Genomic DNA, 25,508 nt, shown 5'->3' on the forward strand with positions numbered 1-25,508 from the left:
TCATGCGCGGGCGAAACCCTGCCGGTGCACCTCGCGCTCAGTGCGCGTCGAGCAGCAACGCGTCGTGTTCGAACGACCCGTCTGGCTGCACCGCGTAGTAGCCGCGCACCTCGTCCGGTGCATGCGCCCACAGCGCGCGAATGCCGGTGACGCTGTCGGCCGGCGTGCGGATGCGCGCGACCCACGTATCGAAATCGATCGGCAGCCGCCAGCGGCTGTGCACGTGCGCGTCGAAGCCGGCTTCGCGGAACATCACGAGCCATTCGTCCGCCCGGTAGTCGCGCACGTGCGACGCATCGCGCAGCACTTCCGCGGCCTGCAGGTACGTATCGAGAAGCGGATGGTCGTTGCCGGCGATATCGATCATCAACACGCGGCCGCCCGGCTTCAGCACGCGGCGCACCTCGGCAAGCGCCGCGCGCATGTCGTGCCAGTGGTGCGCGCTCATCCGGCTCACAACCCAGTCGAACGTCGCCGTGTCGAACGGCAGTCGCTCGGCCGGCCCCTGCTGCGTACGGATGTTCGCGAGCCCGCGTTCGCGCGCGGCGGCGTCGACGGTCGCGAGCATCTGCGCGGCGAGATCGTAGGCGACCACGTCGCGCACGTGCGGCGCGACGGCGAAGCTGGCATGGCCGGCGCCGCAGCCGAGATCGAGCACCGCGGCATCGGGCGTTGCGCGCACCGTGTCCGCGAGCGTCTGCAGGTCGGCGCCCGTCGCGTGGACCGTGCTCGTCAGATAGGCGGCGGCCGTCGTGCCGAATGCGTCGGCGACCTGGTCGTGGTGTTTCATCGTTCGCTCCTTTGTACTGTTGCCGGTGCGACAGGCGCCTCAGCACCTGCTCCGGCCCCATGCAACGCGTTTTGTGGGACGCGCGCTGCCCTGCCAGCGCACGAGCCGCTACAATAGGCCTGCGTTTGTACCAGTACAAGTTAAGCAGTTATTCTGGTATTCGATACACCTGCCTGACCGTTGCCGCGCCCCCGTTTCCATTTCGCCGTTTCCGCATGAACCACCCGTCCTCCGATCCCGTCCCGCCGCTCGACGCCTCGCCCGCCCGCGCACTCGGCGAATTCATCCGCGCCCACCGCGAGCGGCTGTCGCCGCAGGCCGTCGGCCTGCCGCCCGGCCCGCGCCGCCGCACGCCGGGGCTGCGGCGCGAGGAAGTCGCGCAACTGTGCGGCGTCAGCCCGACCTGGTACACGTGGATCGAACAGGGCCGCCCGGTGTCGGCGTCGGCCGACGCGCTCGCGCGGATCGCCGTCGCGCTGCAACTGTCGAAGGCCGAACGCGCCTACCTGTTCGAGCTGGCCGCGCAGCGCGACCCGGCCGAGCCCGACGTCGCGGCCGGCGACCTGCCGCCGACGCTCGCCGCGACCGTCACGGCCATCGCGACGCCCGCGTACGTGCTCGACCGGCAATGGAACGCCCTCGCCTGGAATGCGCCGGCCGCCACGCTCTTTTCCGGCTGGCTCGACGGCGAGCACGACCGCAACCTGCTGCGCTTCACGTTCATGTCGCCGGCCGCGCGCACGCTGATCGTCGACTGGGAAACCCGCGCGCGGCGGCTCGCGGCCGAATTCCGCGCCGATTCGATCCGTCACCTGACCGATGCGCCCACGCGCGCACTGATCGACGCGTTGACCGCCGGCAGCGACGCTTTCGCGCAGTACTGGGCATCGCAGGACGTATTCGAACGCGAAGGCGGCCTGCGCGAATTCGACCATCCGGCCGACGGCCGCCTCGTGTACCAGCAGATCACGCTGAAGCCCGCGCACCGCGAGGACCTGAAGCTGGTCGTGCTGGTGCGCGACTGAACGGGCCGGCCCGCGCCGGCCACGGTCGGCAGGCCGCCGCGAACGGCCGCGCACCGCGGCGGGCAGGCCCGCGAATGTTAGAATCGCGGGATTCCTCGGCGGCGCACGCCGCTCAATCTCCCTTCGAAGAATCGCCATGACGTCCCAACTGCACAAAAAGGGCGAGGCCTGGTCGGCCCGCTTCTCGGAACCGATGTCCGAGCTGGTCAAGCGCTACACGTCGTCGGTATTTTTCGACAAGCGCCTCGCGCTCGTCGACATCGCCGGCTCGCTCGCGCACGCGAACATGCTCGCCGCGCAGAAGATCATCAGCGCCGACGACCTGGCCGCGATCGAACGCGGGATGACGCAGATCAAGGGTGAAATCGAGCGCGGCGAATTCGAATGGCAGCTCGACCTGGAAGACGTCCACCTGAACATCGAGGCGCGCCTGACCGCGCTGATCGGCGACGCCGGCAAGCGCCTGCACACGGGCCGCTCGCGTAACGACCAGGTCGCGACCGACATCCGCCTGTGGCTGCGCGGCGAGATCGACCGCATCGGCGGCCTGCTGAACGACCTGCGCGGCGCGCTGCTCGACCTCGCGGAACAGAACGCCGACACGATCATGCCGGGCTTCACGCACCTGCAGGTCGCCCAGCCCGTCACGTTCGGCCACCACCTGCTCGCATACGTCGAGATGTTCTCGCGCGACGCGGAGCGCATGCGCGACTGCCGCACCCGCGTGAACCGCCTGCCGCTCGGCGCGGCCGCGCTCGCCGGTACGAGCTATCCGATCGATCGTCACGCGGTGGCGAAGACGCTCGGCTTCGACGGCATCTGCGCGAACTCGCTCGACGCGGTGTCGGATCGCGACTTCGCGATCGAATTCACGGCGGCTTCCGCGCTCGTGATGACGCACGTGTCGCGCTTCTCCGAAGAACTCGTGCTGTGGATGAGCCCGCGCGTCGGCTTCATCGACATCGCCGACCGCTTCTGCACCGGCAGCTCGATCATGCCGCAGAAGAAGAACCCGGACGTGCCCGAGCTCGCGCGCGGCAAGACGGGCCGCGTGAACGGCCACCTGATGGCGCTGCTGACGCTGATGAAGGGCCAGCCGCTCGCGTACAACAAGGACAACCAGGAAGACAAGGAACCGCTGTTCGACACGGTCGACACCGTCGCCGACACGCTGCGGATCTTCGCCGAGATGGTGGCCGGCATCACCGTGAAGCCGGACGCGATGCGCGCGGCCGCGCTGCAGGGCTTCTCGACCGCCACCGACCTCGCCGACTACCTCGTGAAGCGCGGCCTGCCGTTCCGCGATGCGCACGAAGCCGTCGCGCACGCCGTGAAGATCTGCGACGACCGCGGCATCGACCTGGCCGACCTGACGCTCGACGAGATGAAGCAGGAACTGCCGAACGTCGCGCACCTGATCGGTGAAGACGTGTTCGGCTACCTGACGCTCGAGGGCTCGGTCGCGAGCCGCAACCACCCCGGCGGCACCGCGCCCGACCAGGTGCGTGCAGCGGTCAAGGCCGCGCGCGCCGCGCTCGGCCAGTAAGCCTGCTGTTCCGGACGGACGCCCTCGGCGTCCGTTTTTCATTCGGGCGGCCGTCGCGCCGCCCATCGCCTTCCCTGCTTCCCGAATGCCGCCGATGACCTTTTCCGCCGCGCTCTTCGACATGGACGGCCTGCTCGTCGATTCCGAGCGGACCATCATGAACACGTGGATCGACGTGTCGAATGCGCACGGCGTCACGCTGACCGCCACCGACTACCTGCAGATCGTCGGCCGCTCGTTCGCCGAAGGCCAGGTCATCCTGGCACGGCTGATCGGCAACCCCGATACGTTCGACGCGGTGCGCATCCGCGTGCGCGAGCAGCTCGCGGCGCCCGAACCGCATCCGAAGTTTCCGCTGAAGCCCGGCGCGTTCGCGCTGCTCGACGCGCTCGCGCAAGCCGGCATTCCGTGTGCGGTCGCGTCGTCGTCCGCGTGCGAGGTCATCCGCGCGCGACTCGACGCAGTCGGCGTGCTGCCGTTCTTCCGCGCGATCGCGGGCGGCGACGAAGTCGCGCGCGGCAAGCCCGACCCGGCCGTCTACCGGCTCGCGGCCGAACGCCTCGGCGTGCCGGCCCACGCCTGCGTCGCGTTCGAGGACAGCGACTTCGGCGCGCAATCGGCCGCCGGCGCGGGTGCATCGGTCATCACCGTGCCCGACCTGAAGGCGCCGACGCCCGAAATCGTCGCGCTGAGCCTGCACGTGCTCGCGTCGCTCGACGATGCGGTCGCGCTCGTGCCGTCGTGGTTCGGCAAGCTCGATACGCAACGGCCCGCCTGAATCGCGGCCGCCAAATGAAAAACGGGCACCTTCTCGGGTGCCCGTTTTGCTTTTTGCCGTCTCGCCGGATCACCGGCGTCGCCATTGCGCTTACTTGTTGCCGGCCGTCTCCGACAGCCGCTTCATCGTCGCGATGCGCGCGCCGATCAGGTCGACGCGGCCGTCCTCGCCGACGAGCGGTGCCGTCGCATCGCGGAACCCGACCCACGCGCGCTGCGCGCGGACGAGCGTCGCGGCCGAATGCGCGGGCATCTTGCGGCGCAGCTTCTGGTAATAGCGGTTCAGGTCGAACAGCGCATGCTCGCACGCGGCGTCCTGTTCGCACGGCCGCACGCGGCGCACGGCCGGATCGCGCGGCGCGTTCGCCGGCTTGGCGTTCGGTTTGGCCCCGCCCTGGGCCGCGCCCGGGGCATCACCCGCGCCGCCCTGCGCGCCGCTCGTGGCCGCGACCGGCACGGCGGCGGGCGGCGGCGCATAGCGATCGGCCGCACCGCGCAGCGCCAGTGCACGGTCGCGCACCGGCTGCAGCTGCAGGTCGGCACTCGACATCGCGTACGACGTCCCGCGCGTGGTGTCGTACACGGCCTTCAGCAGAAGCACTTCGTCCTTGCGCCACGTGAGCCAATGGCGCTGGCTGTCCTGCCAGCCGCGCTTCGCATCGGCCGGCGCGTCCTTCAACAGGCGCTGGTACGCGCCGTCCATCACGGCCTGCCACTGCTGCTGCGCCTCGCCCATGCACTGGATCTGGCCGGCCGGCGACGACCGGTCGCGCCGCGCGAGGCATTGCCGCATCGCGACGTCGATCGGGTCGGCCGCCGCGACTTCAGCGTGCGCGACCCCGACTCCCGCCAGCCCTGCCGGCCCTGCCGCCCAGACGACGAGCGCGGCCAGCGCCGCACGCATCGCCTGGATTCGTCCGTGCGCCGCCATCAGTCGCGCACGCAGTCGACGAAGTACTCGACGCGGCCGTTCACCTCTTCCGCGACGAGGCCGTGGATGTCGGTGTGGAAGCCCGGGAAGCGTTCGTTGAAGTCGCGCGCGAACCGCAGGTAGTTCACGATCGTCTTGTTGAAGCGCTCGCCCGGGATCAGCAGCGGAATGCCCGGCGGGTACGGCGTGAGCAGGATGCTCGTCACGCGGCCTTCGAGCTCGTCGAGCGGCACGCGGTCGATCTTGCGGTGCGCGAGCTTCGCGAACGCGTCCGACGGCTTCATCGCCGGCTCCATGTCCGACAGGTACATCTCCGTCGTCAGGCGGGCGATGTCGTTCGCGCGGTACACGTCGTGGATCTGCGTGCACAGGTCGCGCAGGCCGACACGCTCGTAGCGCGGATGCTGCGCGACGAATTCCGGCAGCACGCGCCACAGCGGCTGGTTGTTGTCGTAGTCGTCCTTGAACTGCTGCAGCTCGGTCACCATCGAGTTCCAGCGGCCCTTCGTGATGCCGATCGTGAACATGATGAAGAACGAGTACAGGCCGGTCTTCTCGACGATGATCCCGTGCTCGGCCAGGTACTTCGTGACGATCGCGGCCGGAATGCCGGTTTCGCCGAACTCGCCGTCGACGTCGAGCCCCGGCGTGATGATCGTCGCCTTGATCGGGTCGAGCATGTTGAAGCCTTCCGCCAGCGGGCCGAAGCCGTGCCAGTGGTCGTTCGGCTTCAGCATCCAGTCCTCGCGCGAACCGATGCCCTCTTCCGACAGGTTGTCCGGGCCCCACACGCTGAAGAACCAGTCGTCGCCGTATTCGGCGTCGACCTTGCGCATCGCGCGGCGGAAGTCGATCGCCTCGGCGATCGATTCCTCGACGAGCGCGGTGCCGCCCGGCGGCTCCATCATCGCGGCCGCGACGTCGCACGACGCGATGATCGCGTACTGCGGGCTCGTCGACGTATGCATCAGGTACGCCTCGTTGAAGCGGTGCTTGTCGAACGTGCGGTTCTCCGAATCCTGCACGACGATCTGCGAGGCCTGCGAGATGCCTGCGAGCAGCTTGTGCGTCGAGTGCGTCGCGAACACGAGCGCGCCGGTGCGCGGACGGCCGTCGCCGATCGCGTGCATGTCGCGGTAGAAATCGTGGAAGGTTGCGTGCGGCAGCCACGCTTCGTCGAAGTGCAGCGTGTCGAGCAGGTCGCCGAGCAGGTCCTTGATCATCTCGACGTTGTAGACGACGCCGTCGTACGTGCTCTGCGTGATCGTCAGGATGCGCGGCTTCATGTCCGGGTTCTCGCGCATCGCTTCGCGCGCGAACGGGTTCGCCTCGATCTTCTTGCGGATGTTCTCCGGCTTGAATTCGTCGCGCGGGATCGGCCCGATGATGCCGAAATGGTTGCGCGTAGGCGTGAGGAACACGGGAATCGCGCCCGTCATCGTGATCGCGTGCAGGATCGACTTGTGGCAGTTGCGGTCGACCAGCACGATGTCGCCCGGGGCGACCGTCGCGTGCCAGACGATCTTGTTCGACGTCGACGTGCCGTTGGTCACGAAGAACAGGTGGTCCGCGCTGAAGATGCGCGCCGCGTTGCGCTCGGACGCCGCGACGGGGCCCGTGTGGTCGAGCAGCTGGCCGAGTTCGTCCACGGCGTTGCAGACGTCCGCGCGCAGCATGTTCTCGCCGAAGAACTGGTGGAACATCTGGCCGAGCGGGTTCTTCAGGAACGCGACGCCGCCCGAGTGGCCCGGGCAGTGCCACGAGTACGAGCCTTCGTCCGCGTACTTCACGAGTTCCTTGAAGAACGGCGGCGCGAGCGAGTCGAGATAGACCTTCGCCTCGCGGATGATGTGGCGCGCGACGAACTCCGGCGTGTCCTCGAACATGTGGATGAAGCCGTGCAGCTCGCGCAGGATGTCGTTCGGCAGGTGGCGCGACGTGCGCGTCTCGCCGTACAGGAAGATCGGGATGTCCGCGTTGCGGCGGCGCACTTCGGTGACGAACGCGCGCAGCTCGATGATCGCGGTCGCGAGCTCGGGCAGCTCGCCGTCCTGGCCGGTCTCGCCGAGCATGAGTTCGTCGTCGTCGATCGACAGGATGAAGCACGACGCGCGGCTCGACTGCTGCGCGAACGACGTCAGATCACCGTAGCTCGTGAGACCGAGGACTTCGACGCCCTCCTTCTCGATCGCTTCGGCCAACGCCCGGATGCCGGAGCCCGAGATGTTCTCGGAGCGGAAATCTTCGTCGATGATGACGACGGGGAAACGAAACTTCATGGGCGATTCTCCAAAAAGAACGACCGCGGCGCGTCACGCGCAGCGGTCACCCGGAAACTGGTGAGACGTTATGCAACCAGATCAGGTTTTCGGCAGCGTGACACCACGCTGCCCCTGATACTTGCCGCCGCGATCCGCGTACGACACGTCGCACACTTCGTCGCTCTCGAAGAAGAGCACCTGGGCGACGCCTTCGTTCGCGTAGATCTTCGCGGGCAGCGGCGTGGTGTTCGAGAATTCCAGCGTGACGTAGCCTTCCCACTCGGGTTCGAACGGCGTCACGTTGACGATGATCCCGCAGCGCGCATAGGTCGACTTGCCGAGGCAGACCGTCAGCACGGTGCGCGGGATGCGGAAATATTCGACGGTGCGGGCCAGCGCGAACGAGTTCGGCGGGATGATGCACACGTCGCCCTTGAAATCGACAAACGAACCCTCGTCGAAGTTCTTCGGGTCGACGATCGTCGAGTTGATGTTCGTGAAGATCTTGAATTCGTCCGCGCAGCGGATGTCGTAGCCGTAGCTCGACGTGCCGTAGCTGACGATCCGGCGGCCGTCCTCGGACGCGCGGACCTGATCGGGCACGAACGGCTCGATCATCTTGTGCTCTTCGGCCATGCGCCGAATCCATTTGTCGGACTTGATGCTCATATCGGGGCGCCTGGAAACGCTGCGTGACGGGAAACGAAGGCCGCCATTCAGGACGGCGGCCAGGGAAAGGCCGACATTTTACGCGATCATCGGCGCACGCACGCGGCGGCCGTCAACGGATCACGCCACAGGCGAGCGCGGGCCCCGCGCCATGCTGCGGAAACGCGGGATCGCTCGGTTCGCGGTGCACCAGCGCCGCGCGGTTCATCGCCGAACGCACGCCATCGAGGGCCAGATCGGGCGCGACGATGAAGCCGGCCGCGACGCCGTTCGCGTCCGCGTGGATGTTGCCGAGATCGCCGGCGACGCGGGCACCCGCGCGCAGCCGGTCGGCCGCCGGCGCGAACACCTGGCCGGCGCTCGAGCCGTCGCCCGCGTTGCAATCGCCGCGTTCGTGTACCTGCAAGGCGTGATCGCTGTTCGGCGGCAGCCCGGCCAGGTTGTAGGTAACCTGCACGCCGTCCGGACGCTCGACGAACGTCACCGCGCCGCGCGCCTGCGAGCCGACCGTCGGCTGCAGCTGTGCGTCGGCCCGTTTTTCGTGCGACGAGGAAAAGGAGGTGCAGCCGGCCAGCAGGCCCAGCGCGGCGGCGGCCAGCAGCGCGCACCGCACGCGGCCGGCATACACGCCGTGATGTCGTTGTTTCATTCGATCCTCATGCCGGCTGACGGCCGTTTGACACGACGGCCGCGCCGGGCGGGTAAAGGGACCCGGGAAAAGTCGCCATGATACCGCGCCTCGCGGCGCCGTAAACAGCGTGAGGCCCCGCCCCGCAAGGGTTTTACGTATTTTGAACAACGATCGACGGGAACTTCGACGTCATGTCGCGCGATCGCTCGGCAATCGCCAGCGCAACCCCGCGCGCGATTTCGCGATAGCGACGCGCCAGCGCGCCGTCGGCATCGGCCACGACCGTCGGCGTGCCGCTGTCGGCGCGCTCGCGGATCGCGATGTCGAGCGGCAGGCTGCCGAGCACGTTCACGCCGTACTCCTTCGCCATCCGCTCGGCCCCGCCGGCGCCGAAGATGTGCTCCTCGTGGCCGCAGTTCGAGCAGGTGTGGATGCTCATGTTCTCGACGATGCCGAGGATCGGAATCCCGACCTTCTCGAACATCTTCAGGCCCTTCTTCGCGTCGAGCAGCGCGATGTCCTGCGGCGTCGTGACGATCACCGCGCCCGTGACGGGCACGCGCTGCGCGAGCGTCAGCTGGATGTCGCCCGTGCCGGGCGGCATGTCGACGATCAGATAGTCGAGCTCGCGCCAGTTGGTCTGGCGCAGCAGCTGCTCGAGCGCGGAAGTCGCCATCGGGCCGCGCCACACCATCGGGTTGTCTTCCTCGATCAGGAAGCCGATCGAGTTCGCCTGCAGCCCGTGGCCGACGAGCGGGTTCATCGACTGGTTGTCGGGCGACTCGGGACGCTGGCCATGGATGCCGAGCATCGTCGGCAGCGACGGACCGTAGATGTCGGCGTCGAGGATGCCGACCGACGCGCCCTCCGCGGCAAGCGCGAGCGCGAGGTTGACGGCCGTCGTGCTCTTGCCGACACCGCCCTTGCCCGACGCGACCGCGACGATGTTCTTCACGTTCGGCAGCAATTTCACGCCGCGCTGCACCGTGTGCGCGACGATCTCCTGCGAGACCGCGACGCGCGCGTCGCGCACGCCGGCCACGGCCTGGAGCGCCGCGGCGATGCGGGCGCGCACGTCGTCGTGCTGGCTGCGCGCGGGATAACCGAGCACCACGTCGAGCGCCACGACGTCGCCGTCTATCGCGACGTTGCGCACGCCCTTGTTCGCCGCATACGGACGGCCGGTATTGGGGTCGACGACAGCCGCCAAAGCGGCGTCGACTTGTGCCCGGTCAATGCTCATCGAAACTCCGTGAAAACGTTTTTCTCGCGCGCAAACGTCAAAAAATATCAAATTACCGCGCGAAAATCGGGAAAAGTGAAAGAATCTGTTGCATGCCATTGCGCGAACGCGCGACCCGGCGCACTCTTCGCGTGCGGCATGCTATAGGGCCAAATCGGCCACTCACCGCCTATATTGTAGAGGCTGACGCGTCGCCCTGCCTGAACAGCCACGCTGACGGACAGGGCATGCGACCGCCTCGGCGGCTGCCGCGAGCGCAGGCCGGCCTTCCTTTTCGGACGGTCCGCGCAGGGAGCCGTAACTGTTGTTTGTCGTCGTTGTCGACTCGTTCAACCAAGAGAGGAATCCAAGATGAACATGAAAATCGCGACCCGCTTGTCCGTCTTCGCATTGGCCGGCGCATTGCTGGCAGGCTGCGCCACGCAGCAAGGCAACAACGCGGCCGTCGGTACCGGCACGGGTGCGGCACTGGGCGCAGGTATCGGCGCACTGGCGGGCGGCGGCAAGGGCGCGGCGATCGGCGCTGGCGTCGGCGCACTGGTCGGCGGCGTGACGGGTTACAACTGGCAGGCGATCAAGAACAAGCTCGCACCGTCGGCAGCGCAAACGGGTACGCAAGTGACCGAGCAGCCGGACGGCTCGCTGAAGCTGAACGTGCCGAGCTCGGTGACGTTCGCGACGAACCAGTACGCGATCACGCCGGCCTTCACGCCGCTGCTGAACGACCTGGCGACGACGCTGAACCAGAACCCGCAAGTGACGGCTTCGATCGTCGGCTACACGGACAGCACGGGCTCGGCCCAGCTGAACCAGACGCTGTCGCAGAACCGCGCGCAAAGCGTCGTGAACGCACTGGCGCAGCGCGGCGTGAACGGCGGCCGCCTGTCGGCGCAAGGCATGGGCGCATCGAACCCGATCGCGGACAACGCGACCGAAGCCGGCCGCGCACAGAACCGCCGCGTCGAAATCTACCTGCGCGCAGCGCAGGCGCAGTAAGCGCGCGACGAGGGGAACGCGCGGGCCCGCCGCCCGCGCAGCCCCGCCGGACAAGGCTTCCGGCGGAGCCGGTAACAAATCGAAAAAATTTTCGAACTTCTGTCGCAGGCCGTGGTCAGTATTTACGGTACGCGGCTGGTGTTGCCGGCGCGTCACCATTCTCCTCTTGTCGTTGTTGCTCCGGGGCCGTATCCGCCCCGGTTTTTTTTGCCCGCAGAATTCGTGCTGCATCGCAGCATCGCACCGTCGGGCACGCCGCATTCGCGGCCCCGCCCGTTTCGGCGCCCGGTCCTAGGGCGCCCGCCCGCGTCGCTGTTGCGCACCCCTGCTAGAATCGCAGTTTCCCGTCGTTTTTCCGCTGTTCCTCTACAGACCCTATGTCCGCATCCGACCTCACTTCCGTGCAGGCTGCGGCGCCGCAAGGTGGCCGCCAGATCCTCGTTACGTCCGCACTGCCCTATGCCAACGGGCAGATCCACATCGGCCACCTGGTCGAGTACATCCAGACCGACATCTGGGTGCGGACGCTGCGAATGCATGGCCATGAGGTCTACTACATCGGCGCCGACGACACGCACGGCACGCCGATCATGCTGCGCGCGGAGAAGGAAGGCCTGACCCCGAAGCAGCTGATCGATCGCGTGTGGACCGAACACAAGCGCGACTTCGACAGCTTCGGCGTGTCGTTCGACAACTTCTACTCGACCGATTCGGACGAGAACCGCGTGCTGAGCGAGAAGATCTACGTCGCGCTGCAGGACGCCGGCTTCATCGCCGAGCGCGAGATCGAGCAGGCGTACGATCCCGTCAAGGAAATGTTCCTGCCGGATCGCTTCATCAAGGGCGAGTGCCCGAAGTGCCACGCGAAGGACCAGTACGGCGACAGCTGTGAAGTGTGCGGCTCGACGTACCTGCCGACCGAACTGCTGAACCCGTATTCGGTCGTGTCGGGCGCGACGCCGGTGCGCAAGACGTCGAAGCACTACTTCTTCCGCCTGTCCGATCCGCGCTGCGAATCGTTCCTGCGCGAATGGGTGAGCGGCCTCGCGCAGCCCGAAGCGACCAACAAGATGCGCGAATGGCTCGGCGACGCCGGCGAAGCCAAGCTCGCCGACTGGGACATCTCGCGTGACGCGCCGTACTTCGGCTTCGAGATCCCGGGCGCACCCGGCAAGTATTTCTACGTGTGGCTCGACGCGCCGGTCGGCTACTACGCGAGCTTCAAGAACCTGTGCGAGCGCAACGGCATCGACTTCGATGCGTGGGTCCGCCCGGGCTCGACCACCGAGCAGTACCACTTCATCGGCAAGGACATCCTGTACTTCCACACGCTGTTCTGGCCCGCGATGCTCGAGTTCTCGGGCCACCGCACGCCGACCAACGTGTTCGCGCACGGGTTCCTGACGGTCGACGGCGCGAAGATGTCGAAGTCGCGCGGCACGTTCATCACCGCGCAGAGCTACATCGACACGGGCCTGAACCCCGAATGGCTGCGCTACTACTTCGCCGCGAAGCTGAACGCGACGATGGAAGACATCGACCTGAATCTCGACGACTTCCAGGCGCGCGTGAACAGCGACCTCGTCGGCAAGTACGTGAACATCGCGAGCCGCGCGGCAGGCTTCCTGATCAAGCGCTTCGACGGCCGCGTGCAGGACAGCGCGATGAACCATCCGCTCGTCGCGAAGCTGCGCGAGGCGATCCCGCAGATCGCCGCGCACTACGAAGCACGCGAGTACGGCCGCGCGCTGCGCCACACGATGGAGCTCGCGGACGAAGTGAATGCGTACGTCGACGGCGCGAAGCCGTGGGATCTCGCAAAGGATCCGGCCAACGCGGTCGCGCTGCACGAAACCTGCAGCGTGAGCCTCGAGTCGTTCCGCCTGCTGTCGCTCGCGCTGAAGCCGGTGATGCCGCGCGTGGCCGAAGCCGTCGAGTCGTTCTTCGGGATCGCGCCGCTCGCCTGGGCCGATGCCGCGAAGCCGCTGTCGTCGGAGCAGCCGATCAAGGCGTACCAGCACCTGATGACGCGCGTCGACCCGAAGCAGATCGAGGCGCTGCTGGCCGCGAACCGCGATTCGCTGCAGGCCGAAGCCACCGGCGCGGCCGTCGCGAGCGCGAACGCCGCGAAGGATGCGAAGAACAACGCGAAGGCGAACGCGAAGCAGGCTGTCGTGAACGGCGCGGACGACGCACCGATCTCGATCGACGATTTCGCGAAGATCGACCTGCGCATCGCGAAGATCGTCGCGTGCCAGGCCGTCGAAGGCTCGGACAAGCTGCTGCAGCTCACGCTCGACGTCGGCGAGGAAAAGACCCGCAACGTGTTCTCGGGCATCAAGTCCGCGTATCAGCCCGAGCAACTCGTCGGCAAGCTGACCGTGATGGTCGCGAACCTCGCGCCGCGCAAGATGAAGTTCGGCCTGTCCGAAGGGATGGTACTCGCCGCGTCGGCCACCGACGAGAAGGCCGAGCCGGGCCTCTACATCCTCGAGCCGCACAGCGGCGCGAAGCCCGGCATGCGCGTGAAGTAAGCCGAACGCGCTGCCGCTTGCGCAAAAACGAAGCCCCGCACGATGTGCGGGGCTTTTTTCATGGCTGCTCGGCGCGCCGCCCGCGCGCGCCGTCGCTGCTGAACCAGCGATCAAAACGCCGCGTGTAGTTCAGGTCGACGCCCTGGAACGTGCCGCCGTACGCGGATACCGACCAGAAACGCGTCAGGTTGATCGTCGCCTTGAACGCGTTCGCCGCCGATTGCAGCCCCTGCTCGAAGCCGAGCACGAAGCGCTCGTTGATCGCCTTCGACACCAGCACGACCTGCGGATCGGTCAGGCCGACTTCACTGCGGCCGACCGAGACCTCGTCGAGACCGAAGGTCTGCGCGACGCGCTTGCCGGTCACGCTGCCGAGCAGCCCGAGCGCCGCCGTCATCGCCCCCTGCTGGCCGACGTTGTTGCCCTGGTCGGTGCCGTGGCCGAACAGCAGCCACGACAGCTTTTCGTTGTCCGTGACGTTCGGCTCCGACACGAGCTTGACCGTCAGCGACTGGATCGTGCCCGTGACCTGCACGCCGGCCTCGACTTCCTGGTTGCGCCGCATCGCAAGGATGTTGACGCCCGGGTTCGACACGGGGCCGTTGAACGTGAAGAAGCCATTCTCGATCGCGAGCTTGCGGCCGAACGACGTGTACGTCGATCCTTCGGTCACGCGCACGTTGCCGACCGCGCGCAGCGGCACGCCCGGCGCGCTCATCACGGTGATCGTGCCGCGTAGCCCGAGATCCGCTCCGTGGCCCTTGAAGCGGAAGTTGTTGCCAAGGCCGATGTCGACATTCGCGCGCGGCGCGAGCGACGGCGCCGGCTTGTCCTCGGCCGGCTTTGGCTTCGCGACCGCGGTGCCGGTCGGCGTCTCGCCGCGCACCGTGCCGCCCGGCTGCACGATCACGACATCGTCCGACAGGTGCGGGGCCGATTCCTCGGGCAGGTCGAACAATGCGCGGTCGACGACGAACTTGCCGTCGATCGACAGCGCGCCGCGCGGTCCGTCGTTCGCGACCGTCGCCTTGCCCGACAGCGACAGCTTGCGGTCCGGCGCCGCGAACAGCTCGAGCTTGTCCGCGACGATGCTCGCGGTCAGGTCGGGCGCCTCGCCGTCGAGGCGCACGCGGCCGAGCATGCGCAGCGTACCGTCGCCGCCGTGGAACTCGACCTGCTGGAATTCGACGAGGTTTTCCGACAGCTTGACGCGCACGATGCCGTCCTTCAACTGCACGCCCTGGTCGATGAGCGTCGCGGACAGGTCGTCACCCGTCAGCATCCCCGACAGGTTCGGCTTCACCGGCGTGCCGGCGACCGTCAGCTTCAGCGCCGCGCGCCCACCGAGCAGGTAGCTCGGCCCGAACAGGTTGCCGGTCGTCTTCAGCGCCGGGATGTCGGCGTCGATGCGACCCGACAGCGGGCCGTCGTCGACCACGCCGAACATCCCGTCGCGCAGCGCGAACGGCACGGTGACGTTCGCGTCGAGCGTGCCGATCCGGCTCGCCTTCGCGAGCGCCGTCACGTTGAGCCGGTTGCCGGGCGTGAAGCTCGCGCGCGCGGACAGGTCGGTCAGCCCCAGCGAGGCGATGCCGCGCCCGCTTTCGATCGTCACGTCGCCGCCGCGGCGCTTCACCTGAACGTAGCCTGTCGCGTTCGCGCCGAGCGAGAAATCCCAGTCGGCATCGAGCACGACGTCGGTGCGCACCGGCGGCCGCTGGCCCGTCAGTTCCTGGCGGACCTCGAGGAAACGCGCGACCGACGCACCGGTCACCGAGCCCGCCGAGCGCATCTGGCCGTGATCGAACACGAACGACTTCAGGTCGATCGCCGCGCCTTCGAGCGTGAGCCGCGTCGCGCCGAGCGTCACACGGCCGGCGCCGGCCGACACGGTCAGCGGCGACTGCAGCGCGATGGCCGGTGTGCCGCGGTTGGCAAGACGCGTGACGGTGCCGTCCCAGCGCATCCCGTCGCGGTTCTCGACCACGCCGCCATTCGCCGCGAGCGTCACGTCGATCACGCGGCCGCCAGCCGCCCCGAGCGCCGACGCGTCGAGCGTGTGCTTCGCGCGCGTGCCGTCGAGGTTCGCGCGCAGCGATTTCAGCTTCAGCGAGCCGAGCGCGAGGTCGGACGCATCGGCCGTGAATACGAGCGCGCCGTGCGCGCCGTCGCGGATGTCCGCGCGGCCCTGCGCGGCACCGATCCGGTTCGAGCCGACGACGACGTGCTCGGCCTTGTAGGTGGCCGTCACGTTCGGGTGCGCGAAGCTGCCGGTCAGGTCGCCCTGCGCCTGCACGAGCCCTTGCACGCCGAAGCCGAGCCGGTCGAGCTGCGGCGCGTCGACGACGAAGCGCAGCCGGTCGCCGGGCGCGCCGAAGCTGCCGCGCAGGTCGACGTGGTTGCCCGCGATCGACAGGTTCGCGTTGCTCGGCAAGATGCGCGAGCCGGCCAGCTGCACGACGCCCGCGCCGGTCAGCGGCACGCCGTCGTACAGGCTGTCGCCGAGCTTGAAGGTCGCCTTCGTCGATACCTGCGGCGCGAATGCGCCCGACGCCGTCAGCGTGCCCGACACGCGCGTCTCGCCGCGCGGGGCAGGCGCTTTCGTGGCCTTGGCGGGCGCCTTGCCGCCCCCCGCCTTCGGCGCGCTCATCGCGGCGAGCAGCAGCGGGTCGAATGCGGTCAGCGTCGCCTTCGCGTCATAGCTCGAATGCACATCGTGGCGGAACACACCCGTCAGGTCGATCCGGCCCTTGCCCGCCGTCACGCGCGCGTCGGTCAGCACGGTCTGCTGCGGCGTCAGCGCAACCTTCGCGCGGGCGCCGAGCGCGAGCTTCGGATCGTTCAGGTTGAAGTCGACGGTCGTGACATCGCCCGCGAGCGTCACGCCGAGCGGGCCGGCGAGGCGCATCGGCCGCAGCTCGGCGACGAACGCATTCAGGTCGAGGTTCGCGACCTTCAGGTCGAAGCGGCCCTTGCCGCCCGTCAGCGTGCCGTTGCCTGTCACGCTGCCGTCGCGAATCAGCTTCAGCGCAAGATCGTCGATCCGCTGCGCGTGCGCGTCGAGATGCACGTTCGCGTGCGCGTCGATCACCGGCAGCAAATGCTCGCCGAGCGTACCGGGCTTCGCGTTGACGATCGACACCGGGCCGGTCACCGCGAAACCCTTCGCGGGCTCGGCCCCGGCCGGCGCGGTCACCGGCGCGAGTTCCGCGCGCACCGCGAGATCGGCGGCCGGCGCGCCGGGCGCGAGCGCCTGCGGGTTCACGTGATCGAACGCGAGCGATGCGCGCGTGAGCGGCACCGCCCCGAACGGCGCGGCCTCGACGTGCGCGCGCCCGTTCAGCTTCATCCCGCTTGCGTCGACTTCGGCGATGAGCGCCTCGAGCGAGCCCGACACGCGCGCACGCGCGTCGACCGGCTCGTCGGACAGCTTGCCCGCATAGGTGGCGTCACCCGTCAGCGCGAACGGCTTCACGCCGTCGAGCTTCGCGCGCGCGGTCAGCGCGCCGTACGGCGTATCGATGCCCGCGAGCACGAGTTCATGGTGACGGCCGTCGCTGCGGCCGTTCAGCGCGATATGGTCGAGCTGCGTCGTCGAGCCGCCGTCGTGGATCGCGAGATGATCGACGCGCAGATCGTCGATCCGCAACTGCAGCGGCAGGCTGAGGTCCTGCGGCGTCGTACTCGGCGTCGACGGCCCCGGCGCGATCCGCACGTCGATCGTGCCGGCGCGAAGGTACGCGATGGACAGCCGCCACGGCGCGCGGGTCAGGGCCCAGCGGCCGTCGAGCCGGTCGATGCGGATTTCGGTGCCGGTGCCGTCGGGGCTCGTCCACGCGAAGCCGCGCAACCGCACGCCGGTCGCAAGCGAGCCGCCGTCGAGCGTGCCCGCGAGCCGCGCGCCGAGCACGCGGCCAGCCACCTGCCACGCGAGCCGCGTGCCGTGCTCGGTCGTCGCCGCGGCCAGCACGAGGCCGACCGCCAGCACGACGAGCAGCACGACCGTGACAAGCGTCCACGCGACGAACCGCCCGATCCGCGCGACAGGCCCGCGGCGCGGCGCGCGCGGCGGCGCGTCGGGCGCGCCGTCGGGCGAGTCCGGATCGTGAGGCGGCGGCGTGTCGTTCGGGTCCTTCGTCATGCGGTTCGTCGTCGGTGAAGCGGTACGGTCAGAAAGCGATGCCGAGCGTCAGGTACGGGCGCACGCTATGGTTGCGCAACCCGTACGCGACGTCGACGTTGATCGGGCCGACGGGGCTGCGCCAGCGCGCGCCGATGCCGACACCCGGGTAGAACACGCGCTCGCCCCACGCATCGGTGGCGGTGCCGATGTCGAAGAACGTCGCGGCGCCCCAGTCGCGGTTGAACCAGTGCTGGTATTCGGCGGTGCCCGTCATCAGGTACTTGGTCGGCAGCACGGAACCGTCGACGCTGTTACCGATGCTCTGGTAGCCGTAGCCGCGCACCGAGTTCGAGCCGCCCGCGCGGAACAGCAGCGACGCCGGCACGCCGGTCGAGCTGCCGCTCGTGAACACGCCGCCGAGCTCCGCACGGAACACGAACAGGTCGCGCTTGCCGATCGGCAGGTACTGCTGGCCGCGCGCGTAGCCGCGGATGAAGGACTGGTCGGTCAGCACGCCCTTGACCGCGAAGCCGGCCTCCGCGTGGATCAGGTTGCCCGAACGCGGAAACAGCGGATCGTCGACGTTGCGGCGCGTCCACGCCCATTGCGGCACGAGCGCGCGGCTCGTGGTCGGCCCGGCGCCGTTCTGGTCGAGCCGGTCCTGGTAGTACATCAGCGAATACGAATAGTCGATGAACTGGCCGGTGCGCGTGCGCTGCGCGCCGACCCGCGCGCTGTAGATGCGCGTGTCCGACACGTTGGTGTTCGTGTACGACGCGAGCACGCTGTTGGTCCAGCCCTTCTCGCCCGGCGGCATCGACAGCTGGACCTGCCCGTATTGCTGGATCTGGTCGAGCCGGCCCGACACGGTCAGCGGCCACGCGGCGCCGAACGTGTCGAGATACGTGTAGGAACCCTGCACGTGCGGCCCGGTATCGGTGGCAAAACCGACGCCGCCGCGGATGTTGTTGTACGGAAACTCGCTGACCTTCACGTGCACGGGCGTACGCTCGGGCTTCGCCGTATCGTCGCCGACATCGATTGCGACACTCGCGTAATACGGCGTGTTCTGCAACTGCCGCTGCAGTTCGGTGATCCGCTGCACGTCGTAGATCTCGCCTTCCGACAGCGGATTGACGTTCGTGACGATCTTTTCCGGATAGCGCCGCACGCCGTCGACGTCGACCTTGCCTATCGTGAACGTCGGGCCGCTGTCGAACGTGACCGCGAGCATCGCGCGCTGCGTGCGCGGGTCGATGCGCGCTTCGGACGACGCGATCTTCCCGCCGAGATAGCGGTGCGACTGCAGTTGCCTGAGCGCCGCGCCCTTCGCGCCGTCCCAGTCGGACTGAGTGAACGGATCGCCCGGCTTCAGCGAGAACGCGAAGCGGGTCGCGGCTTCCTGCTTCGGATCCTCGGTGTCGATGGGCCCCTTGAACGTCAGCTCGACGCTCGACACGATCGTCTGCTTCCCGGGATCGACCGCGATGCGCACGTCGCGCTTGCCGTCGCGCGTGCGCACGTCGGTGCGCACGACCGGCGAGAAATAGCCGGCCGTCGCGGTCAGGTCGCGCACCTGCTGCGGCGTGGCGGTCACGAGGAAGTCGAACTGGTCGTCGCTGATGTCGTCGCGCTTCGCGAAGCGCGCGATGTCGAGATGCGACTTGAGCAGTTTGCGAACCGAGCGCGGCGCGTCGATGTCGACGTCGTACTTCGCGTGGGCCGGCAGCGCGAAGCATGCGGCAAGGCAACCCGCAAGGGCCACCCGCGCGGCGCGGGCGCGATTGCGTTCCACGCGCGGGACCGCGTCATGTGCCGTGTGTGCTTGCTGGTTCGACTGCCCCGCCAAATATGACCTCGCCCTCGGTTATCACGGTTTTGTGGAAAACCCTGTATTTGACCACAGGGTGCCGGCACCAAAGCTTAATGTTTGTAAACCGCCTGGACCGCAGCGCCCTGCGTGACGGTGCGCTTCCGGGCGCCCGCCATCTGCCGGCCCGCGGATTCGACGCGCGATTGACGCCGGCCGTTCCCGCGATGCGGTAAAATCCCGCCATCGTGAATCCGGCGCATCGTGCGCCGCCCGAAACGGAAAATCCAGCCATGCCGTACCAGTCCGATGTCACGCAGTTCCTGAACCAGCTCAAGCAGCAGAAGCCGACGCTCGAGGACGAGCAGCGCAAGGGCCGTTCCCTGCTGTGGGACAAGCAGCCGATCGACCTCGAAGAGCGCGCCGAGCAGCAGGAATCGCGCGTGAAGCAAACGTCGTACGTCTACTACCAGAACTTCTGACGACGTGAGCGCCGCCGACGAGGCCAGCGCCGCCCGGCAGGACGACGCGATCGCCGCGCCCGCGGGCGCCGATTCGACGCCCGACACGGTCGACGGTGTCGCGGCATTCGCTCGCCTGTACGGCGAGCCGCTCTTCAAGCTGCCGCAGGATCTCTACATCCCGCCCGATGCGCTCGAGGTCTTCCTCGAGACCTTCGAAGGCCCTCTCGACCTGCTGCTCTACCTGATCCGCAAGCAGAACTTCAACGTGCTCGACATCCCGATGGCGCAGGTCACCGCGCAATACCTGGGCTACGTCGACCAGATCCGCACGTCGAACCTCGAGCTGGCGGCCGAGTACCTGCTGATGGCCGCGATGCTGATCGAGATCAAGTCGCGGATGCTGCTGCCGGTCAAGAAGGCCGACACCGGCGAGGAAGCCGAGGATCCGCGCGCCGAACTCGTGCGCCGCCTGCTCGAATACGAGCAGATGAAGCTCGCCGCGCAGCGGCTCGACCAGCTGCCGCAGCTCGGCCGCGACTTCCTGCGCGCCGAGGTCTACATCGAGCAGAGCGTCACGCCGCGCTTCCCCGACGTGAATTCGGACGACCTGCGCGCCGCATGGGCCGACGTGCTCAAGCGCGCGAAGCTCGTCCAGCACCACAAGATCTCGCGCGAGGAGCTGTCGGTGCGCGAGCACATGAGTCTGATCCTGCGCCGGCTGCAGAACGCGCGCTTCATGGAGTTCGCCGAGCTGTTCGACACGTCGCGCGGCGTGCCGGTCGTCGTCGTGAATTTCATCGCGATGCTCGAACTCGCGCGCGAGTCGCTCCTCGAAATCACGCAGGCCGAGCCGTTCGCGCCGATCTACGTGCGTCTCGCGTACCTGCCCGCGTAACACCCGCGCCCGCCCTTCCCGCTCTCCCGCTTCATCCCGGCACGCTCGCCGCTACGCCGCAGTCCAGCGCGGCCGCGCGCGGGGTTGCCGGCACGCCCGATTAAAAAGTGAACGACCGTTCTTTTTTCGATGCGTTTGGCGGCCAAATCCTCTACAATCCGCCGACGCCCGATGCGCCGCCCGCGCGCCGGCGTTCTCCGCTTCGACCCCGACGCCGCTGCTGCGGCGCCAACGCGCGCCAGCGCGAGGAACCCGCTACCCGATCATGAAAGTCATCAGCTCGATCCATGAACTGCGCGACCAGCTGCGCGGACAGAACCGCACGGCGTTCGTGCCGACGATGGGCAACCTGCACGAAGGGCACCTGTCGCTGATGCGCCTCGCGCGCCAGCACGGCGATCCGGTCGTGGCGAGCATCTTCGTCAACCGGCTGCAATTCGGCCCGAACGAGGATTTCGACAAGTATCCGCGCACGCTGCAGGACGATATCGAGAAGCTGCAGAAGGAAAACGTCTACGTGCTGTTCGCGCCGACCGAGCGCGACATGTACCCGGAACCGCAGGAATACCGCGTGCTGCCGCCGGACGATCTCGGCGGGATCCTCGAAGGGGAATTCCGGCCCGGCTTCTTCACCGGCGTGTGCACGGTCGTGGCGAAGCTGATGGCCTGCGTGCAGCCGCGCGTCGCCGTGTTCGGCAAGAAGGACTACCAGCAGCTGATGATCGTGCGCCGCATGTGCCAGCAGCTCGCGCTGCCGGTCGACATCATCGCCGCCGAAACCGTGCGCGACGAGGACGGCCTCGCTCTGTCGTCGCGCAATCGCTACCTGTCGGCCGACGAGCGCGGCGAGGCGCCCGAACTCGCGAAGACGCTGCAGCGCATCCGCGAAAGCGTGCTCGGCGGCGAGCGCGACCTCGGCAAGCTCGAGGAACTGGCCCGCACGCATTTGGCCGGCCGCGGCTGGGCGCCCGACTACATCTCGATCCGCCGCCGAGCGAACCTGATCGCGCCGGACGCGGCCCAGCTCGAAGCCGGCGAACCGCTCGTCGTCGTCGCCGCCGCGAAGCTCGGCGCGACGCGCCTCATCGACAACCTGGAAATCTGACGGGCCGCCCCGCCCTCGCCTCTCACGCATCACGGAGACACCATGCAGCGCCACATGCTCAAATCGAAGATCCACCGTGCGGCCGTCACGCACTGCGAGCTGCACTACGAAGGCTCGTGCGCGATCGACGAAGACCTGCTCGAAGCCTCGGGCATCATCGAGAACGAACGGATCGACATCTGGAACATCAACAACGGCGAGCGCTTCTCGACGTACGCGATCAAGGGTGAGCGCGGCAGCGGGATGATCTCGCTGAACGGCTCGGCCGCGCGTCGCGCGCAACTCGGCGACCTCGTGATCATCGCGGCCTTCGCGATGGTCGACGAAGCCGAGCTGCAGGCCGGCTGGAAGCCGAAGCTCGTGTTCATGGACGACGGCAACAAGATCAAGGGCCACCGCGATCACGTGCCGACGCAGAACTGGACCTGACCCGGCCACCTGCCCGCGTGCCATGGCGCGCGGGCGCGGCGGGCCCGCTTGTGGTCGAAGGGCCGGATGCCGTACTCGACGGCATCCGGCCCTTTCTCATTTCATCGCGCGCCGCCCGGCAGCGGCCGCGCGATCAGGACGCCTTGGCAGCCCTCTCCGTCTTCCCTGCCTTCGGCGCCCGGCGTTCGGCCCATTCGACGATCGGCCGCCACTGCTCGAGATCCTTCTCGACGCGGCTCTTCGCGACGTCCCACAGCGTCAGCCCGTGCGCGGCGATCTGCACGTAGTTCTGCGTGTCGCGCACGTAGCCGAGCACCGGCAGGCCGAGCCCTTCGACGAAGCGATGAAGCTGGTCGGACGAGCGCGTGCGCGCATCGACCCGCATCCCGACGATCCCGACCTCGACGTTGCCCTTGCGCACGGCCTTCTCGTCGGCGAGGCGCTCCAGAAACTGCTGTGTGGCCAGGATATCGAACATCGACGGCTGCAGCGGCACGATCACCTTGTCGGCCAGTTGCAGCGCGACGTTGAGCCGGTTGCCGTGCAGGCCGGCCGGCGTATCGATCACCGCGTACTCGAGGCCGCGCGGCGGCTTCGTCGGCGCGTCCGGGTCGAGATCCCACGCCTCGATCGGCGGCAATCCGGCCGGCCGCAGGTCGAGCCACGCATGCGCGGACTGCTGCCGGTCCAGGTCGGCGAGCGCGACCCACGCGCCCTGCGCCGCGAAATAGCCGGCAAGATTGGTGGACAGCGTGCTCTTCCCCACGCCGCCCTTCGGATTCGCCACCACGATCACCGTCATGAATTCCCCCGAAAAAGCCGCGCGGCGCCCACCGCCTGGCAAGCGCCGCTCGATTGCGGATACAGGGAGCGATGATATCGGCAAACGGGGTGTCACCGGAACGGGTTGCGCCGCGCCGTGTGGGTTACTTCCCCGTTACGCACGCTGAACCGCGGCCTCCCGTGCGCCGAGCGCGAACGCGCCGCCGCCCAGCAGCGCCTGCACGGCGAGCGTGACGGCCCAGAACGCCGGATATTCCCAGCCGCCGTGCGGTGACGCGAAGCTCCAGCCGTTCGGCAGATGCGCGGCAACCGCGCCGAGCATGAACGGCAGCAGCACGAGCGCGGCGACGCGCACGCGGAAGCCCGCGAGCAGCGCCAGGCCGCCGGCCAGTTCGACGAACGTCGTCAGGTACGCGAGCCAACCCGGCAGGCCGATCGACGCAAAGAACTGCGCGGTGCCCGGCAGCGTGAAGACGAACACCTTCTGCGCGACGTGCGCGAGGTACAGCACGCCGAGCGCGACGCGCAGCAGGGTCGCGGCGAAATCGTTGAGGCGATTGGGGTTCATGGCGAATTCCTTCGGGAGTGGTGTGAATGGATCGCACTCTATTCGAATCAATTCGACCGATAAACACGCCAATTCGCTTTAACTGATTCCCATAAGGAGTTAATAGAGACGTAAAAAGGGGCATGACCGATCATGCCCCGCAGCCTGCTTCAGTAACCGCTCTTGCCTTGTGTGGCGTCGCCGGAACCGGACTGGCTGCCGCCCGGTGCGGACGAATCGCACGCGTGCGCAACCGCCGACGCGCCCAGCAGCGCCGCGAGCAGCACGCTCCACCACCATCGAGCCTTCATCGTCGCACTCCTCCAGGCGGACCTCCGCCCTTCTGTGTTGTACGCGATCCGGCGGAAAAAGCGAGCACGGGCCGGCGTCGCGTCAACGAAACTCGGCGTACAGCGCGTCGAGGTCGAGATAGTTCGCGAACGTGTCGGCCAGCCGTTCGAGCGATGCCTCGCGCAGCGCCGGATAGTCGATGCGCTCCGCGCCGTCGAGCCCGGCCCACGCGAGCAGCGCCGTGCAGGCGTCGGGCGAGTCGAACAGCCCGTGCACGTAGGTCGCGAGGATCTGGCCGTCGTCGGACACCGCGCCGTCGGGGCGTGTGCCGTCCCGCGCGGTGTCGGCGGCCAGCGCCAGCGCGGGCGACGCGAGCGCGGGCCCGTGCGTATCGCCCATGTGGATCTCGTAGCCGCGCACCGGGGCCCCGCCCGGCAGCGCGAGCTGCCCCGTCACGTTCTTCAGCGTCTTGTCGGGCTGCAGCGTCGTGTCGAAATCGAGCAGCCCGAGCCCCGGCACGCTGCCGGGCGCGCCTTCGAGGCCGAGCGGATCGTCGAGCGTGCGGCCGAGCATCTGCATCCCGCCGCAGATGCCGATCACCTTGCCGCCGTAGCGCAGGTGGCGACGGATCAGCGTGTCCCAGCCCGCGTCGCGCAGCCACGCGAGATCGCGCTGCACGCTCTTCGAACCGGGCAGGATCAACAGGTCGGCGTCCGGCACGGGGCCGCTCTTCCAGTACGTGAATTCGACCTGCGGATGCGCACGCAGCGGATCGAAATCGGTGTGGTTGCTGATGCGGGGCAGCGCCGGCACGACGACGCGCAGCACGCCGGCGTCGCCCCGTGCGGCGGCGCTGCGCGCCTGGGCGGGCAGCATGTCCTCGGCGTCGAGCAGCAGGCCGTGCAGGTACGGCAGCACGCCGAACACCGGCTTGCCCGTTTGCGCGCGCAGCCAGTCGAGCCCCGGTTCGAGCAACTTGAAATCGCCGCGGAAGCGATTGATCACGAAGCCGCGCACGCGCGCGCGCTCGCTGTCCGACAGGCACGCGAGCGTGCCGACCAGATGCGCGAACACGCCGCCGCGGTCGATGTCGGCGACCAGCACGACCGGGCAGTCGACGCGTTCGGCAAAACCCATGTTCGCGATGTCGCCGTCGCGCAGGTTGATCTCGGCCGGGCTGCCGGCGCCTTCGACGATCACCGTGTCGTAGCCGGCGCGCAGGCGCGCGTACGACTCGAGCACCGCATCGAACGCGACCGGCTTGTAGTCGTGATACGCACGCGCATTGAGGTTCATGCGCGCCTTGCCGTGAATGATCACCTGGGCGCCGCGATCGCTCGTCGGCTTCAGCAGCACGGGGTTGAAATCCGTATGCGGCGCGACGCCCGCGGCCAGCGCCTGCAGCGCCTGCGCGCGGCCGATCTCGCCGCCGTCGGCCGTCACCGCGCTGTTGAGCGCCATGTTCTGCGGCTTGAACGGCGCAACGCGCGCGCCGGCGCGGCGGGCGAGCCGGCACAGGCCGGCAACCAGCGTGCTCTTGCCCGCGTCGGACGTCGTGCCCTGGATCATCAGCGTGCCGCGCGGCCGCGGCTCGGGTGCATTCATCGTGTAAAGGTCGTCGCGAAGCAAAGGCCGCATTATCCCCCGCGCCGCCCTGC

Annotated in this window: 21 protein-coding genes; 9 read left to right on the forward strand and 12 right to left on the reverse strand. The window is 68.3% G+C overall.

Annotated elements, in window-relative coordinates; translation table 11 throughout:
- Positions 1-37: 37 nt before the first annotated feature.
- Complete coding sequence (locus CFB43_RS13510) at positions 38-790, reverse strand: class I SAM-dependent methyltransferase (RefSeq protein WP_089495421.1); 753 nt, start codon at positions 788-790, stop codon at positions 38-40.
- A gap of 215 nt (positions 791-1,005) precedes the next feature.
- On the opposite strand from CFB43_RS13510, the gene CFB43_RS13515 reads away from it, so the two are divergent.
- The 3 genes from CFB43_RS13515 to CFB43_RS13525 all read left to right on the forward strand — a co-directional run bounded on the left by CFB43_RS13515 (position 1,006) and on the right by CFB43_RS13525 (position 4,139).
- On the forward strand, positions 1,006-1,815 hold the full coding sequence (locus tag CFB43_RS13515; protein ID WP_089495422.1) for a helix-turn-helix transcriptional regulator: 810 nt from the start codon (positions 1,006-1,008) through the stop codon (positions 1,813-1,815).
- A 136-nt stretch (positions 1,816-1,951) separates the two neighbouring features.
- Positions 1,952-3,361 carry an argininosuccinate lyase gene (argH, locus tag CFB43_RS13520; RefSeq protein WP_089431567.1) on the forward strand — a complete coding sequence of 470 codons (1,410 nt, stop codon included), beginning with the start codon at positions 1,952-1,954 and terminating at the stop codon, positions 3,359-3,361.
- Between the two features lie 94 nt (positions 3,362-3,455).
- The gene (locus CFB43_RS13525; protein ID WP_089495423.1) at positions 3,456-4,139 is read left to right on the forward strand and encodes an HAD family hydrolase; all 684 of its coding nucleotides are present in this window, start codon (positions 3,456-3,458) and stop codon (positions 4,137-4,139) included.
- Positions 4,140-4,229: 90 nt separating this feature from the next.
- On the opposite strand, the gene CFB43_RS13530 is transcribed toward CFB43_RS13525, so the two are convergent.
- From CFB43_RS13530 to apbC, 5 genes are all read right to left on the reverse strand, one after another.
- On the reverse strand, positions 4,230-5,042 hold the full coding sequence (locus tag CFB43_RS13530; RefSeq protein ID WP_373452544.1) for a lysozyme inhibitor LprI family protein: 813 nt from the start codon (positions 5,040-5,042) through the stop codon (positions 4,230-4,232).
- A gap of 26 nt (positions 5,043-5,068) precedes the next feature.
- Entirely contained in the window at positions 5,069-7,348 is a 2,280-nt protein-coding gene (locus tag CFB43_RS13535) for an arginine/lysine/ornithine decarboxylase (RefSeq protein WP_089440792.1), read from the reverse strand.
- A gap of 81 nt (positions 7,349-7,429) precedes the next feature.
- Positions 7,430-7,999, reverse strand: coding sequence for a dCTP deaminase (gene dcd / locus CFB43_RS13540; RefSeq protein WP_006398615.1), 570 nt, complete (start codon positions 7,997-7,999; stop codon positions 7,430-7,432).
- 112 nt (positions 8,000-8,111) lie between these two features.
- Positions 8,112-8,648: a superoxide dismutase [Cu-Zn] gene (gene sodC / locus CFB43_RS13545; protein ID WP_089495425.1), complete on the reverse strand. Its 537-nt coding sequence runs from the start codon at positions 8,646-8,648 to the stop codon at positions 8,112-8,114.
- A gap of 133 nt (positions 8,649-8,781) precedes the next feature.
- Positions 8,782-9,873, reverse strand: coding sequence for an iron-sulfur cluster carrier protein ApbC (gene apbC, locus CFB43_RS13550; protein ID WP_089495426.1), 1,092 nt, complete (start codon positions 9,871-9,873; stop codon positions 8,782-8,784).
- A 351-nt stretch (positions 9,874-10,224) separates the two neighbouring features.
- Here apbC and CFB43_RS13555 point away from each other — a divergent pair, with 351 nt between their 5' ends.
- Both CFB43_RS13555 and metG read left to right on the forward strand, forming a co-directional pair.
- Entirely contained in the window at positions 10,225-10,869 is a 645-nt protein-coding gene (locus CFB43_RS13555) for an OmpA family protein (RefSeq protein ID WP_043189806.1), read from the forward strand.
- A 377-nt stretch (positions 10,870-11,246) separates the two neighbouring features.
- Entirely contained in the window at positions 11,247-13,403 is a 2,157-nt protein-coding gene (gene metG, locus CFB43_RS13565) for a methionine--tRNA ligase (RefSeq protein ID WP_089495427.1), read from the forward strand.
- A 58-nt stretch (positions 13,404-13,461) separates the two neighbouring features.
- On the opposite strand, the gene CFB43_RS13570 is transcribed toward metG, so the two are convergent.
- Both CFB43_RS13570 and CFB43_RS13575 read right to left on the reverse strand, forming a co-directional pair.
- Positions 13,462-17,544 (reverse strand): translocation/assembly module TamB domain-containing protein, encoded by a 4,083-nt coding sequence (locus CFB43_RS13570; RefSeq protein WP_089495428.1) that lies wholly within the window; start codon positions 17,542-17,544, stop codon positions 13,462-13,464.
- A gap of 28 nt (positions 17,545-17,572) precedes the next feature.
- Positions 17,573-19,375, reverse strand: coding sequence for an autotransporter assembly complex protein TamA (locus tag CFB43_RS13575; protein WP_089495429.1), 1,803 nt, complete (start codon positions 19,373-19,375; stop codon positions 17,573-17,575).
- Between the two features lie 254 nt (positions 19,376-19,629).
- Here CFB43_RS13575 and CFB43_RS13580 point away from each other — a divergent pair, with 254 nt between their 5' ends.
- From CFB43_RS13580 to panD, 4 genes are all read left to right on the forward strand, one after another.
- Positions 19,630-19,818, forward strand: a complete 189-nt coding sequence (locus CFB43_RS13580; protein WP_011352889.1) for a DUF3460 family protein — start codon at positions 19,630-19,632, stop codon at positions 19,816-19,818.
- 4 nt (positions 19,819-19,822) lie between these two features.
- The gene (locus CFB43_RS13585; protein ID WP_021164248.1) at positions 19,823-20,695 is read left to right on the forward strand and encodes a segregation and condensation protein A; all 873 of its coding nucleotides are present in this window, start codon (positions 19,823-19,825) and stop codon (positions 20,693-20,695) included.
- 265 nt (positions 20,696-20,960) lie between these two features.
- On the forward strand, positions 20,961-21,800 hold the full coding sequence (gene panC / locus CFB43_RS13590; RefSeq protein WP_089431572.1) for a pantoate--beta-alanine ligase: 840 nt from the start codon (positions 20,961-20,963) through the stop codon (positions 21,798-21,800).
- A 42-nt stretch (positions 21,801-21,842) separates the two neighbouring features.
- A complete protein-coding gene (gene panD / locus CFB43_RS13595; RefSeq protein ID WP_011352892.1) occupies positions 21,843-22,229 on the forward strand; it encodes an aspartate 1-decarboxylase in 387 nt (128 codons plus the stop codon).
- 133 nt (positions 22,230-22,362) lie between these two features.
- Here the strand turns inward: panD and CFB43_RS13600 are convergent, their stop codons facing one another.
- The 4 genes from CFB43_RS13600 to CFB43_RS13610 all read right to left on the reverse strand — a co-directional run bounded on the left by CFB43_RS13600 (position 22,363) and on the right by CFB43_RS13610 (position 25,455).
- On the reverse strand, positions 22,363-23,031 hold the full coding sequence (locus CFB43_RS13600) for a ParA family protein (protein ID WP_089495430.1): 669 nt from the start codon (positions 23,029-23,031) through the stop codon (positions 22,363-22,365).
- Positions 23,032-23,166: 135 nt separating this feature from the next.
- Positions 23,167-23,580 (reverse strand): DoxX family protein, encoded by a 414-nt coding sequence (locus tag CFB43_RS13605; protein WP_089495431.1) that lies wholly within the window; start codon positions 23,578-23,580, stop codon positions 23,167-23,169.
- A 149-nt stretch (positions 23,581-23,729) separates the two neighbouring features.
- The gene (locus CFB43_RS38385) at positions 23,730-23,870 is read right to left on the reverse strand and encodes a hypothetical protein (RefSeq protein WP_174975942.1); all 141 of its coding nucleotides are present in this window, start codon (positions 23,868-23,870) and stop codon (positions 23,730-23,732) included.
- An 82-nt stretch (positions 23,871-23,952) separates the two neighbouring features.
- Entirely contained in the window at positions 23,953-25,455 is a 1,503-nt protein-coding gene (locus CFB43_RS13610; RefSeq protein ID WP_089495887.1) for a cobyric acid synthase, read from the reverse strand.
- Between the last annotated feature and the right edge of the window lie 53 nt (positions 25,456-25,508).

This window comes from Burkholderia sp. AU15512, from assembly GCF_002223325.1.
Taxonomy (GTDB): Bacteria; Pseudomonadota; Gammaproteobacteria; order Burkholderiales; family Burkholderiaceae; genus Burkholderia.